Raw genomic sequence first — 13,579 nt, forward strand, 5'->3', positions numbered from 1 at the left:
TAACGAACGTTAAGTCACTGAAAGCAAAACTAAAGGGTGAAAAATGACAACAGTCGTTTTTCACCCTTTTTCGTTAGTCGCCTGACTTTTTATTTCAGTTAAAATGCGCTGCGCCGTTTGCGTATCAATACGCAAAGCCTGACGTACTTCCTCAATAAGCTCCGCACTTATAGCTTCCTGATCTGCTCGCGCCATTAGCGCATTCACCACCAGCTTAAAGCTCTCGCGCCGATGCGCCAGTTGCTCGGCAAAGCCCGAGGCCAGAATACCTGCCGGTAACGCCACCATGCCCATGCCAACAATAGTAATCATGCCGCCAAAGAACTTACCGCCAGCGGTAATAGGGGTAACGTCACCGTAGCCGACGGTGGTTAGCGTGGCCATGGCCCACCACATAGCTTCCGGAATGCTGCCGAATTTGTCCGGCTGAATGTTGGCTTCGATCATATAAATACCGCTGGAAGCCAGAATCAGCAGCACAAAGAGTACTGAGAATGCCGCCAGTAGATTACTACCCTCATTTCGTAACACGGTGCCCAGTAGTTGCAACGCCCGCGAATGACGGCTGAATTTGAAAATTCGCAGTAAGCGCAGCGCGCGTAAGAAGCGCATGTCGATGCTAATAAACAGGCTTAAGTAGAAGGGGGCAATGGCCAGCAGGTCAATCAGCGCCATGGGGGAAATCGCGTATCGCCAGCGCGCACTAAACGCTGAGTGCTGATGGTATTTAGGCAGTTCCGGGGCGCTCCATATCCGCAGTACATATTCCAGCGAGAACACCATAACCGAGAAAAATTCGAAATTCAGAAACCAGTTGGTGTACTCATTGTATATGGGCGTAATGGATTCAATAATAACTGCCGCCACGTTCAGCAGAATTAACAGCATTAAAAAGGCGTTTAGCCAGTAACCCGGCCTGAATGGTGGAATTTGTCCGTCCAGAATAGTGGCTGCCTGCTGGCGAATGCTCATTTGTTGTTTCCTTTATGCAACCTGTGCAACCCCGGTGATGTGCTGCTACCTTCGGTTAATCCCGAAAAGCTTTACGCTGGGCTTAGAAAGCTACCATCAGCGGGCTAATGCTAGTACAATCCGAAGCTTAGCGCAGCAGCAACTAAATAGTAACTATGAAGTTAAGCGATATAAACACCCTCATGGCAAAGGATATGCAAGGGGTGAATACCTTAATCGGTAAAGAGCTACAATCGGACGTTGCCTTAATCAATCAGCTTGGTATGTATATAGTCAGTAGTGGTGGCAAGCGTTTGCGACCCTTGCTGGCGGTAACTGCTGCCCGCGCCGTAGGTTATCAGGGCGAAGGCCATTACACCCTGGCTACCATCATTGAATTTATTCACACCGCCACCTTGTTGCACGACGACGTGGTTGACGCGTCCGAATTACGCCGTGGCAAAGAAACGGCCAATGCCTTATTTGGCAACGAAGCCAGTGTGCTGGTGGGTGACTTTTTATATACCCGCGCATTCCAGCTGATGGTAACGCTAGACTCCATGAAAGTGATGAAGGTGCTAGCCGACGCTACCAATATTATTTCCGAAGGCGAAGTTTTGCAGTTAATGAACTGCAACGACCCGGAAACCACCGAAGAACGCTACAACGCCGTTATTTACAGCAAAACCGGTAAACTGTTCGAAGCTGCTACGCAGTTGGGTGCTGTGCTTGCCAACGAATCCGCCGAATTAGAAGCTGCACTGGCGCTGTACGGCAAGCATTTAGGCACCGCCTTCCAGCTCGTTGACGACTTAATGGATTACACCGCCGACAGCGAAATTATGGGCAAACAGGCCGGCGACGATCTGGCTGAAGGCAAGCCCACACTGCCATTGCTGTACGCCATGTGGCATGGCAACGCCGACGAACAGCAAATGATTCGTACCGCTATTGAAGCGGGCAACGGTCGCGACAAGCTAGAGCCTATTCTTACTGCTATGCGCCGCACTGGCGCACTGGATTACACCCGCGAGCGCGCGCTCGATGAAGCCGAATTAGCCCGTCAGGCATTAGTTCCCTTACCAGAGTCAGAACATAAACAAGCACTAGTTGCGCTGGCTGGTATTGCCGTAGATCGTGTCGCCTAATTACTCCGCATAAAAAAAGGCTGAAGTTTTTGCTTCAGCCTTATTCTGCCTTCCCGTTTTATTCTTAATCAAAGCTTAAACTATCGTTAGTTCCAATACGTGAGCGTAATAGGAACTTCACCACCTACGTAGGTGAACTCAATAGTTACTAGGCCTCTACTACCATCCATATCAACTAGCTGCTGACAGTCAACGCCTTCACCGCAATTAAATTGGTATCTGCCAAAAAAGTAATTGCCATCTTCAACACTAAACATTGAGCCGTCTAAGGGAATATCATACTCATAGATATCACCTGATTGTGCTACTTGAGTTGTGTTTAGCGTTTCAAGCAGGGTGTAATCAGCGTCAGGACCATCCGCTATGTCGTCTTCATAAGGGTCTCTTCGAACTCGCAACTCATAAGCTACACCGAACTCGTGTGTAAAGCCCGAGATGGAATTGGAATAAACTCGATTTTGACCTGAATCCTTCTCGTAAGCCGAAGGAGAACAAATAGTGGATCGGTCAGACGGCTGAAGGGGACACAACTCTGGCTTGTCGCTAACGGTTAAAATGAGTATTTGTCTTTCCGGGCGGTCGTCACCTCCGGTGATGTCACCACAACCCACCAACAGACTTGAGAAAAAAGCGGCACCCAGTAGCGCACAGCGGCGAAAGTTAATTGATATTTCCATTACTAATGCAGTCCTTGTTTCGGTTAATAATTTTAATTAGCTCTCGCAGGGTCTAGTTCCAGGATGTGAGTGTAATTGGCACTTCACCACCCACGTAGGTGAATTCAATGGTCGCTAGCCCCTCGCTGCCATCTATTTCAAGCAGTTGCTGGCAATCTACGCCCTCGGCGCAATTAAACTCGTAGCCCTGAATAGCGTATTGACCATCTCTGAACTGGAACATATAGCCGTTTAAGGGAATATCGAAGGTATAAATATCACCAACTTGTGCCACCTGCGTTGTACGTATGGTTTCAATGAGCCTAAAATCGTATATAGGGCCATCAGCGGCCTGATCTTCAATGGGGTATGCTTGAACGCGTAGCACCGAAGCAACGCCGAATTCATGGCTAAACCCTTCAACCATAGCGGCGTAGCCCTCTAAGTTACCGGTTTCAATGTTATAAAGTGGCGGCTCACAAAAAAAGGCGATATCAGGTATATCGAGACCATGGTCACACACTTCGGGGCTGTCACTAACATTAACGATAATAATTCTGTTGCCCGAACCATCACCCCCACAGCCCACCAATAAGGTGGTTATGAAGGCCATGCTGAGCAATGTAGAACGACGGAAAATAGAGGCGATGTCCATATCAGTAAACTCCCTAAAGAAAACTATTGGTAAGATTTAATTGTTAATTTAATGTATTTGGATGCCTTATACAATATTTACAAAGTAAAGAATGATGTTTTCTTGCGGTTTTCCCGTGGGTTTCTACCCACTAATAGCAGTGCCGGCGTAACAAGTCATTTAGCCATACAGTTAAGCGTGCTTTAAGAGCTTGTAATCCGATAAAACTTACCGTAAAATCCGCGCCCTGAATTAAATTTCAAAGCACCCTTATGGGTATCGGAGATAAACATGTACGCAGTATTCCAAAGTGGCGGTAAGCAGCACCGTGTGTCTGAAGGCCAAATCGTCCGCCTGGAAAAGCTGGAAGCAGCCACTGGTGATGTGGTTGAGTTCGACCAGGTATTAATGGTATCGAACGGCGACGACGTTAAAATCGGCGCGCCTCTAGTTTCAGGTGGTCTTGTAAAAGCTGAAATCGTGAACCACGGTCGTGGCGATAAAGTCAAAATCGTGAAGTTCCGTCGTCGTAAGCACTCACGTCGTCAACAAGGTCATCGTCAGTGGTTCACTGAAGTGAAAATCACTGCAATTAACGCTTAATAAGGAGTAACGACTCATGGCACACAAAAAAGCTGGTGGTTCAACCCGTAACGGTCGTGACTCAGAGAGTAAACGCCTGGGTGTTAAACGCTTTGGCGGCGAGTCCGTTTTAGCTGGTAGCATTATCGTTCGTCAACGTGGTACTCGTTTCCACGCTGGTGATAACGTTGGTGTTGGCCGCGACCACACTTTATTCGCATTATCAGACGGTAAAGTGTCTTTTGCAGAAAAAGGCCCACAAAACCGTAAGTTCGTTAGCATCGTTACTGATTAATTAGTACCTACGAAGTTTTACTTCGGGTAGTAATTTAAGTAAACCGGCTAACTAACGGTCTTTGCAAAACCCCGTCCCTTTTGGCGGGGTTTTTTAATGGTTCCTAGAAGCTGCTATTATATATAGCTCAATCAGGCAGTGAGTAAGTTCAAATGAAATTCGTAGATGAAGTTGAAGTTCGCGTTGAAGCCGGCGACGGCGGCAATGGTTGCGTGGGCTTTCGGCGTGAAAAATATATTCCTCGTGGTGGCCCCGACGGTGGTGATGGTGGCGACGGCGGCGATGTATATTTAGAAGCCGATGAAAACTTAAACACCCTGATTGACTACCAATTCGAGCGCTTCCACCGCGCTCAGCGTGGCCAAAATGGTATGGGTAAAAACTGTACCGGTCGCCGTGGCGAAGATTTAGTGTTAAAGGTGCCGGTTGGCACCCGTGCTACCGACGTTGAAACTGGCGAGCTAATGGGTGACTTAACCCGTCACGGTCAACGCCGCATGGTTGCCAAAGGTGGCTATCATGGCTTGGGTAACGCGCGCTTCAAAAGCAGCACCAACCGGGCGCCACGTCAGAAAACTGATGGTACCCCGGGCGAAATTCGCATGCTGAAAATGGAATTGATGCTGCTGGCCGATGTCGGTTTGCTGGGCATGCCAAATGCCGGTAAATCAACCTTTATCCGGTCAGTGTCGGCGGCCAAGCCAAAGGTTGCGGATTACCCCTTTACCACCTTAGTTCCAAACCTGGGTGTAGTGCGGCCGTTCCCGCATAATAGCTTTGTTATTGCCGATATTCCGGGTCTGATCGAAGGCGCTGCTGACGGTGCTGGTTTAGGTATTCAGTTCCTGAAACATCTGGAGCGTTGCCGTCTGCTGGTGCACCTGATTGATTTAGCGCCGTACGACAACACCGACCCCATTGAGCAAGCCCGGATGATTGTGGGTGAGCTGGAAAAATACAGTCCGAAACTGGCAGAGAAGCCGCGTTGGTTAGTGATTAACAAAGTGGATCTGGTGTTGCCGGAAGAACTTGAAGAACGCGTGAATGACATTGTTGAAGGTTTGGGCTGGGAAGGTCCGGTATATCAACTGTCAGCTATTGAAGGGCGTGGTACCGAGCAGCTCTGCAAGGAAATCATGACCTACCTAGAACAGTTGCCGGCACCGGAAGAGCTAAGCGACGATGAGAAAACCACCACCGACTTTAAGTGGGACGACTATCATCGTGAAGAAATTGCTAAAGCCGAAGCCGAATTTGACGACGAAGATGATGACGATGACTTTGATGACGACGATTACGACGTTGAAGTTATTTATCAGAAGTAAGTTCGTAACCGCGAATAATTAGTAGTGAATGAATGCCTGAGTGCTGTTCTCAGGCATTATTGCCCAACCACCCCGACCAGAGCTTTAACTGTTATGAAAATTGCTTTAGTCGCTGCTATGGCAGCCAATCGAGTTATTGGTAAAAACATGCAAATGCCATGGCATTTGCCGGCCGAGTTACAATACTTCAAAAAAATTACGCTGGGTAAGCCAATAGTTATGGGGCGGGCAACTTTTGAAGCTATTGGTCGGCCGTTGCCTGGACGCACCAACATTATTCTGACGCGGCAAGAAGTTGCCGCTTCAGCCCAGCAACCAAGCGTGGTGTGGGTACATAGTGCCGATCAGGCGATAGCCGCTGCAGGTGATGCCAGTGAGCTAATGGTCATTGGGGGAGGAAAAATTTATGAACTATTTTTACCCCTTGCTGATCGTTTATACCTGACCAAAATCGATCTTGATGTTGCAGGCGATACTTATTTTCCAAACTACACGACAGCAGGGCACTGGAACAAGGTTAGCGAGCAACGGCATGAGCCCGATACTAATAACCCACAGGCATTTACTACTCTGACTTACGATAGGGTTCGTTAATCTAATGTTAATACAATCAATAATTTAGGTCTTTACTGTCGATTGATTCGTAAGGAAAGCCATAGTATTATATTGATGATTTTTTAAACAAGTTTGTGTTTTAATAGGAGTCTAGTCATGAAAACAGCTTTAATCAGTACAGTAGCTATCGCTCTGGCATTGGGCGGCGTTGCACTGAGCAAGCCTGCACAGGCCAATGAGCTGGCGTTGAGCATGTGTACTTACGTGCAAGGCGATGACACTATTCGCATGCGTAAGAAACTGCGTGATAGCCGCGTACGTATCCGTGATATCTACGGTTCTATTCAATGCAATGGTCAAAGCTTGCTACAGTTTGCTATGAGCAACGGTTCTAACGACATTGGTGAGTTTGTTGTGCGTAGTCTGGCACCACAAGATTTAACCGCTAGCGGTGATTACGAGTGGGCGCAAAGCAATGGCCACGCTGGTTCTCCAATTGCAGCAGCCATTAAAGAACGTGCTGGTCTGTAATTAGCCGGAGCAAACTTGTAACTGGGACTAGTGACTAGGCAACAAGTAATACAAGAGGGCGCAGTTTGCGCCCTTTTTTGTGCCCGCTATTAAATAACTTTGTAATCTCTGTTAACAAATTTTAAACGAATAACTCTTGTCAGTAGTAAGGTCAATCGGCCACACTATGCAGGTTACTCACTGAAGGATGAAATTCGTTATGCACGTACGCGTGATATTTGCTCTGCTAGGCTTGCTTGCATATAGCAACCACGCTCTGGCACAGGTTCCGGTTGAGGCAAAGAACGCCACCAACAACGACTGTTATATTGATGGTATTTCTGAGCGTATTCGCTGCGGTAATATTCAGGTTCCTGAAAATTACGAACAGCCGAACGGACGTCAAATTTCAATTCACTACGCGGTACTGCCTGCTGTGCAGGAAGGTTCTCGTGAAGATCCGCTACTAATTTTGGCGGGCGGGCCAGGGCAGGCTGCCACCGAACTGGCACCTATGATGAACCGTATGTTCACCCAGGTACGCCAACAGCGTGATATTTTGTTAATTGACCAGCGTGGTACCGGGCAATCGAATCCGCTGTCTTGTGATATTGAGCGCGCCGACGAATTAGTTCGTGCCGACAACGAGCAAGCACTGGATGAAATGGCTGCCGAATGCTTAGCGCAATATCCAGACTCCGACCTTACCCAATATCATACTGTGAATGCAGTTCGTGATTTCGAAACCGTGCGACAACAACTGGGGTATCCCAGCGTCAATCTGTATGGCGGCTCCTACGGTACTCGTGCCGGGTTAGTGTATTTGCGTGAAGCCCCTGACGCCGTGCGTAGTGCTGTATTGGATGCCGTTGCCCCAACGCAAGTTGTTATCGGGCCCTTTGGCTTACACGGTGCGCAGTCGTTTGCCCAGTTATTGGAACATTGTGAGCAAGACACGAGTTGCCGCCAGGAGTTTCCAAACCTGGACGAGAGCTATCGAAACTTAATGCAGAAACTGGATAGCGATCCGGCCGCACTAGTAGTGAACGATCCGCTCACTAATGAGCCGCTCGACTTGCTGGTTACCAGTGGTCGCTTGTCGTCAGTGCTGCGCGTTGCTTTATATCATCCCAGCACGCGTCGGTTGGTGCCATACACTATTCGTGAAACTGCTGCGCAAAACTATGAGCCCTTGGTTGGCCTAATGGGCACCATGATGTCCCAGTCACCCCTGTATTTGGGGTTAACGCTGTCGGTTTTATGTAGCGAAGATCTTCCGCGCGCCACTCCGGCGCTGCTGGCCGACGACGCCAACAACACCTTCATTGGCGGGCGTACTGCCGAAGCCTTTATTGATATGTGTAAACCCTGGCCTAGCTTCACGCCTGACCCAAGCTGGTCGGAGCCAGTGCAAAGCGACAAGCCGGTGCTGTTATTGTCCGGCCAGCTTGACCCTGTTACACCAGTAGCCTGGGGTGAATTGGCGGCGAGTACTTTAACCAATAGTCGGCATTTAGTTGCACCTTTTGGTGCGCATACGATAGCCTCCCATACCTGCGCGAATCGTTTAATTGCGAACTTTATTGAAAGCCTGGATGCCGAGCAGTTAGATGCGTCGTGCTTGCAGCAACAACAGCGCGCAACACCTTTTGTCCGAAGCAGCAACGGCGCGGGAATGTAAAATTATGATTTCAGTCCAGAATTTAACCAAATCATTTGGCGACGTCAGAGCACTTGACGGCCTGACGTTCCACGCGCCCGATGGCCAGATAACCGGTCTGCTGGGTCCCAATGGCGCTGGTAAAACTACCTGCTTGCGCACCATTTACGGCCTGCAAAAAGCCGACTCCGGGCAAGCGCTGATTGATACCGTTGATGCCTTGCTTGATCCGCTGGCGGCGCGGCGACTAATTGGTATTTTCCCTGACAAGTTTGGTCTTTATGAACGTTTGACCGCGCAGGAGCAAATTGCCTTTTTTGCCGAGCTACATGGCTTGAAGGGGGCCGAGCGCAACCAGGCGGTTACTGCCGTTATTGAGCGGTTAGGCATGACGGAGCTGGCGCACCGTCGCAGTGCGGGCTTTTCGCAAGGCCAACGCATGAAAGTTGCACTGGCGCAGGCCATTGTTCATCAGCCCAAGCATTTGATTCTGGACGAACCCAGCCGTGGCTTAGATGTTATGAGCACCCGCATTCTGCGCGACTTACTGCGTGAACTGCGGGCGCAGGGCACCTGTATTTTGTTTTCTTCGCACGTAATGCAAGAAGTTGCAGCGTTGTGTGACCGCGTGGTGGTGGTAGCTCAGGGTAAGGTAGCGGCCGAAGGCTCGCCTGACGAACTCTGCGCCATGACCGGCGAGTCGGCGCTCGAAGAAGCTTTCGTAAAAATAATCGGAACTGACGAGGGAATTGCGGCATGAGTTCAGCAATAGTAACCGTCTGGCGCAAAGAACTGCGCGATGCTGTGCGTGACAGACGCTCAGTGCTTGCCGCTATGTCCTACGCATTTTTTGGTCCGGTGCTTATGGCCGTAGCATTCTTTTTCTTAGTGTCGCAAATGACCGACGACAGCGATGTTAAAATTGATATGCAGGGCACTGAGCATGCGGCGGCCTTAGTTGAGTTTTTGGCTGCAGCCGGAATAGAGCAGCGCGAGGAACCCTGGCCCACCGGACGCCAGCCCATTGCGCTGGAATTTCCGGCCGACTGGGATGCCGCCATTGCTGCCGGTGAACCGGCCCGGGTTGTGTTTAATGCTGACTTTTCGAATCAGCAACAGCGCGCTGAAATTAGTCGCGTAACTCAGGCTCTGCAGAATTACAGTCAGCAAATAGCGCAGGTGCGGTTGCTGGCGCGCGGACTGCATCCACAGCTGATGCAACCTATTGACGTGGTACGGCAGGATTCTGCTACCAAAGGCTCGCGCGCGGCATTACTGTTAGGTAGCGTGTTGGTGTTCATTTTGTTGTCGGTATTTTGGTCGGGCATGAACGTGGCTATTGATATTAGTGCGGGCGAGCGTGAACGTAATTCACTGGAGTTTTTGCTGTCACAACCCTTATCAAGTGCTGAGTTGGTCGCAGGTAAAACCCTGACTGCGGCAAGCTTTGCTATGTTCGGCGCCGTGCTAAGTTTGGTGATTATTCCCTTTGTGTTCACTTATGTACCGCTGGAACGCATTGGTATTAGCGTCGATTTGGCCTGGCAAACGCTGGCATTAATGGCGGTTATGTTAGTACCACTGGCGTTATTTGCCACCGCATTGCAGTTGTTCGTGTCGTTTCGGGCGAAAAGCTTCAAAGAAGCACAAACCTATATTTCGTTTCTGCTGATGGTGCCCATGCTGGCATCCTTCGGTATTGAGTTTGCGCGCATTAAACATCAGGCACTGTATTATTTACCGCTTACCGGGCAGCATCAGGCGTTCCTGGATTTAATTAAGGGCGAACCACTGAACGTATTTGCGGCGGTGGCAAGTGCGGTTATTACACTGTTATGCAGTGGCCTGCTAATGCTTGGTATTGCGCGTATGTTGCGCAGTGAAAAGGTTGTATTCGGGCTGTAGTTAAGCACAACTACAGCCTTAGTTTAGGCGGTGGCTCGCGCCCATTGGTAGTACAGCCACTGGCCTAAACGTCGGCCTTGCGCAAGCGGGAATTTCGGCAGCGCCGATTGGTAGAATGGCAGCTCCGGCAGGGCATCGCCACTAGTGAGTTGCGCTAGTCGGTGTCCGGCTAAACTGCTGAAAGCAACACCGGCACCACAGTAACCCATACTGGTGAATACCCCGGGCGCCGCTTCATAAATACGCGGATAGTCGTCCAACGCAACGCTCACCCAACCACTCCAGAAATAGTCCAGAGTCACGGTTTCAAGCTGCGGAAAAGTGGCCTGTAAGGCTTGCTGCAAATGTTTGGCGTAGCGCGGTTTGTTTGCATCGCGACCACGAATAGCGCCGCGCCCACCAAACAACAACCGGCCATCGGGCAATAAACGGAAGTAGTATTTCAGCGAGCGCGTGTCCATAAACTGATGCGCCGGGATTAAACCTATTTGCTGCTGTTGGGCCGCGGTGAGCGGTCGCGTCACAATAATACTCGACAGTACTGGCAAGCTGCGGCCGTGAATGGCCGGATGCAAATGATTCGGCGTGTAGCCATTGCTGGCAATAATAACCTGCTTAGCCTCAATAGAGCCGGCTGCTGTGTGCAGGCGCTGTCCCTGAGGTGTGGTCTCCCAGTGTTGCACCGGGGCATTGGTAACTAATTTAGCCCCTGCATTGGCAGCTGCGTGAGCAGTTACCGCAGCTAGCTGCATTGGATTTACCGCGAAACTTTGCGGATAGTGCAGTGCACCATGGGCGACCGGGGTTTTCACATAGTCAGCGGCAACAGTGGCGGCACTGTGTAGTACCGCAGCATCACCTAATTGCTGTAGCAATTGGTGTTGCTGCACCAGCAGTTGATTGGCCTTAGCGCTGTGCGCCAATTTTAAATAACCACCGTGTTGGGTATCGCAAGCAACTGAACTGTCTGTGATTAACGAGCGCACATGGTCAATGGCCGCATGCTGCTCAGCATGAATAGCCTTGGCCATGGGCATATCGTAGCTTTTAATCCAGTCCTGATAGCTACGGCGTCCGGTGCTGGGCATCACAAAGCCCGCATTACGCCCTGAGCAGCCCCAGGCTAACTGATTAGCCTCTACCACTACTACTTCGCGGTGATAATCTTTAGCCAGGCTTAGCGCCGCATTCAGGCCGGTGTAGCCTGCGCCAATAATCACTACTTCCGCTTGTTCCGGCAACGCACTGCGTACCGGCCATTGGGGCATACCCTGAGTAGCCCAGTAACTGGCGGGGTAGGAGTCGTTCGGACCAAGCTGAGCGGAGGTTAAGGGATCATACATTGGTTGCATGGAGGCTCTTCAAGGCTAAGTAGAAATTACACCGCAGCGGCGGTAGTTTGCTTAAATGGCAATATCATTTCAGCAGCGGTGCAGTAACACACACCGTCGCAAACCGGGCAGTGATAGCCTTCTTCTACCGACAACTGGTACCAACGCTTTTTGTGCTCGCGAATAAGCTCGCCACCACATTTACTAAAGTAGGAAAATGCGCTGTTATTCGGGCTTTGGCGCCAAATGTGAGCAAGTCCGGCCTGGCAGCCCAATTGCTTGGCGGCGGCAATAGAATGCTCTAACAGCCCACGGCCGACACCTAAGCCTCGTGCTTGTTCAGCTACCGCAGCACATTTGAAGTAACAAATGTAGTCGCTAGCTACCGGCCAGGCTTCTGGCGTACACTGATCGTCAACCGGCCAGGTGCCTGGCGCAAAGGTTAGCCGAATGCCAATTAACTCATCACCCAGCCATGCCAGCCAGTTTAAATTCACATCACCAACGGTGCCTTTCGCGGCATAGTCAGCCAAACTCTCTTCGTTCAGGTAATTGTCACCATGAACTTCGTTCGCTAAACGAATAACGGCTGCATGATCTGCAGCCGTCATTGGACGATAGAGAACCTTTTCTTTGGGTTCAGTCATTAATAACGATACTCATCGGTTTTAAATGGACCTTCAACAGCTACACCAATGTAGTCGGCTTGCTGCTCAGTCATTTTGGTCATAACACCACCGAAACCTTGCACCATGTAGCGCGCAACTTCTTCGTCTAATTGCTTCGGCAGCACTTCAACACGCAGTTTAGCTTGTTTTTGCGCACTTGGTAAATCAGCAAATTTCTCGCTAAACATGTGCATTTGCGCCAGTACCTGGTTGGCAAAAGAACCATCCATAATACGGCTAGGGTGGCCGGTAGCGTTACCTAGGTTTACCAAACGACCTTCAGATAACAGCAGCAGGTAATCATGCTGGTCATCGCTACGGTGAATTTTGTGAACCTGTGGTTTTACTTCGTCCCACTTCCAGTTTTTGCGCATAAACGCAGTATCAATTTCGTTGTCGAAGTGGCCAATGTTACAAACTACAGCAGTAGCTTTCAGCGCTGACAGCATGTACTGATCGCACACATTCACGTTACCTGTGGTGGTTACCAGCAAGTCAGTGTTTTGCAGCAGATCTTTGTTAATGCCTTCAGCACTGTTGGTGTTTACGCCGTTTTTGTACGGAGAAACCACTTCGTAGCCGTCCATGCACGCTTGCATAGCGCAGATTGGGTCAATTTCAGAAATTTTCACAATCATGCCTTCCTGACGAAGGCTAGCTGCTGAACCTTTACCCACATCGCCATAACCAATAACCAGTGCTTTTTTACCTGACAACAGGTGATCGGTACCACGCTTAATAGCGTCGTTCAGCGAGTGACGGCAACCGTATTTATTATCGTTCTTCGATTTGGTAACCGCATCGTTTACGTTAATAGCAGGAACTTTCAAAGTGCCTTTTTTCAGCATTTCCAGCAAACGGTGCACACCAGTAGTGGTTTCTTCCGTAATGCCATGAACTTTATCTAGCATTTCGGGATATTTTTCATGCATTAACAGCGTTAAATCACCGCCATCATCAAGAATCATATTGGCATCCCACAACTCACCGTCTTTGCGGCAAGTTTGCTCAAGGCACCACTCGTATTCTTCTTCGGTTTCGCCTTTCCAGGCAAACACAGGTACACCGGCAGCAGCCATAGCGGCAGCAGCGTGATCCTGAGTAGAGAAAATATTACATGAAGACCAGCGCACTTCGGCACCGAGTTCCAGCAAGGTTTCAATCAGTACGGCAGTTTGAATGGTCATATGAATACAACCAATAATGCGCGCACCGGCTAACGGTTTGCTGTCTGCATATTTGCGACGAATGGTCATCAGTGCTGGCATTTCTGACTCAGCAATGGTGATTTCTTTACGGCCGTAGTCGGCCAGCGAAATATCAGCTACTTTGTAATCGTGAGTGCTTTGGTTCATAAGT

15 protein-coding genes are annotated in these 13,579 nt (G+C 49.7%); 9 read left to right on the top strand and 6 right to left on the bottom strand.

From position 1 onward, the window contains the following. Positions 1-60: 60 nt before the first annotated feature. The gene (locus CCE91_RS02490; protein WP_086433678.1) at positions 61-972 is read right to left on the bottom strand and encodes an ion transporter; all 912 of its coding nucleotides are present in this window, start codon (positions 970-972) and stop codon (positions 61-63) included. Positions 973-1,127: 155 nt separating this feature from the next. Between CCE91_RS02490 and ispB the strand changes: the two genes are divergently transcribed. Beyond that, the gene (ispB, locus tag CCE91_RS02495; protein ID WP_086433679.1) at positions 1,128-2,099 is read left to right on the top strand and encodes an octaprenyl diphosphate synthase; all 972 of its coding nucleotides are present in this window, start codon (positions 1,128-1,130) and stop codon (positions 2,097-2,099) included. 86 nt (positions 2,100-2,185) lie between these two features. On the opposite strand, the gene CCE91_RS02500 is transcribed toward ispB, so the two are convergent. Then, on the bottom strand, positions 2,186-2,776 hold the full coding sequence (locus tag CCE91_RS02500) for a DUF4377 domain-containing protein (RefSeq protein WP_086433680.1): 591 nt from the start codon (positions 2,774-2,776) through the stop codon (positions 2,186-2,188). A gap of 52 nt (positions 2,777-2,828) precedes the next feature. Further along, positions 2,829-3,410 carry a DUF4377 domain-containing protein gene (locus tag CCE91_RS02505; protein WP_086433681.1) on the bottom strand — a complete coding sequence of 194 codons (582 nt, stop codon included), beginning with the start codon at positions 3,408-3,410 and terminating at the stop codon, positions 2,829-2,831. A gap of 270 nt (positions 3,411-3,680) precedes the next feature. Between CCE91_RS02505 and rplU the strand changes: the two genes are divergently transcribed. The 8 genes from rplU to CCE91_RS02545 all read left to right on the top strand — a co-directional run bounded on the left by rplU (position 3,681) and on the right by CCE91_RS02545 (position 10,221). Continuing rightward, positions 3,681-3,992 (top strand): 50S ribosomal protein L21, encoded by a 312-nt coding sequence (gene rplU / locus CCE91_RS02510; protein ID WP_086433682.1) that lies wholly within the window; start codon positions 3,681-3,683, stop codon positions 3,990-3,992. A gap of 16 nt (positions 3,993-4,008) precedes the next feature. Next, on the top strand, positions 4,009-4,266 hold the full coding sequence (gene rpmA, locus CCE91_RS02515) for a 50S ribosomal protein L27 (protein WP_086433683.1): 258 nt from the start codon (positions 4,009-4,011) through the stop codon (positions 4,264-4,266). A 152-nt stretch (positions 4,267-4,418) separates the two neighbouring features. Then, positions 4,419-5,591 carry an Obg family GTPase CgtA gene (gene cgtA, locus CCE91_RS02520; protein ID WP_086433684.1) on the top strand — a complete coding sequence of 391 codons (1,173 nt, stop codon included), beginning with the start codon at positions 4,419-4,421 and terminating at the stop codon, positions 5,589-5,591. A 93-nt stretch (positions 5,592-5,684) separates the two neighbouring features. Then, on the top strand, positions 5,685-6,185 hold the full coding sequence (gene folA / locus CCE91_RS02525) for a type 3 dihydrofolate reductase (RefSeq protein WP_086433685.1): 501 nt from the start codon (positions 5,685-5,687) through the stop codon (positions 6,183-6,185). Between the two features lie 117 nt (positions 6,186-6,302). Further along, on the top strand, positions 6,303-6,677 hold the full coding sequence (locus tag CCE91_RS02530) for a DUF3718 domain-containing protein (protein ID WP_086433686.1): 375 nt from the start codon (positions 6,303-6,305) through the stop codon (positions 6,675-6,677). Between the two features lie 199 nt (positions 6,678-6,876). Beyond that, on the top strand, positions 6,877-8,337 hold the full coding sequence (locus CCE91_RS02535) for an alpha/beta hydrolase (RefSeq protein WP_234996241.1): 1,461 nt from the start codon (positions 6,877-6,879) through the stop codon (positions 8,335-8,337). 4 nt (positions 8,338-8,341) lie between these two features. Continuing rightward, a complete protein-coding gene (locus CCE91_RS02540; RefSeq protein ID WP_086433688.1) occupies positions 8,342-9,076 on the top strand; it encodes an ABC transporter ATP-binding protein in 735 nt (244 codons plus the stop codon). Then, the gene (locus CCE91_RS02545; RefSeq protein ID WP_086433689.1) at positions 9,073-10,221 is read left to right on the top strand and encodes an ABC transporter permease; all 1,149 of its coding nucleotides are present in this window, start codon (positions 9,073-9,075) and stop codon (positions 10,219-10,221) included. Before CCE91_RS02540 ends, CCE91_RS02545 begins: the two co-directional genes overlap by 4 nt. 23 nt (positions 10,222-10,244) lie before the next feature. Here the strand turns inward: CCE91_RS02545 and CCE91_RS02550 are convergent, their stop codons facing one another. The 3 genes from CCE91_RS02550 to ahcY are packed head-to-tail and all read right to left on the bottom strand — an operon-like array spanning position 10,245 to position 13,575. Continuing rightward, complete coding sequence (locus CCE91_RS02550; RefSeq protein WP_234996242.1) at positions 10,245-11,573, bottom strand: NAD(P)/FAD-dependent oxidoreductase; 1,329 nt, start codon at positions 11,571-11,573, stop codon at positions 10,245-10,247. Positions 11,574-11,599: 26 nt separating this feature from the next. Continuing rightward, positions 11,600-12,199 carry a GNAT family N-acetyltransferase gene (locus CCE91_RS02555; protein WP_086433691.1) on the bottom strand — a complete coding sequence of 200 codons (600 nt, stop codon included), beginning with the start codon at positions 12,197-12,199 and terminating at the stop codon, positions 11,600-11,602. Then, positions 12,199-13,575, bottom strand: coding sequence for an adenosylhomocysteinase (ahcY, locus tag CCE91_RS02560; protein WP_086433692.1), 1,377 nt, complete (start codon positions 13,573-13,575; stop codon positions 12,199-12,201). Before ahcY ends, CCE91_RS02555 begins: the two co-directional genes overlap by 1 nt. Positions 13,576-13,579: the final 4 nt, after the last annotated feature.

It is taken from the genome of Pseudidiomarina planktonica (assembly GCF_900177775.1).
Classification (GTDB): domain Bacteria; phylum Pseudomonadota; class Gammaproteobacteria; order Enterobacterales; family Alteromonadaceae; genus Pseudidiomarina; species Pseudidiomarina planktonica.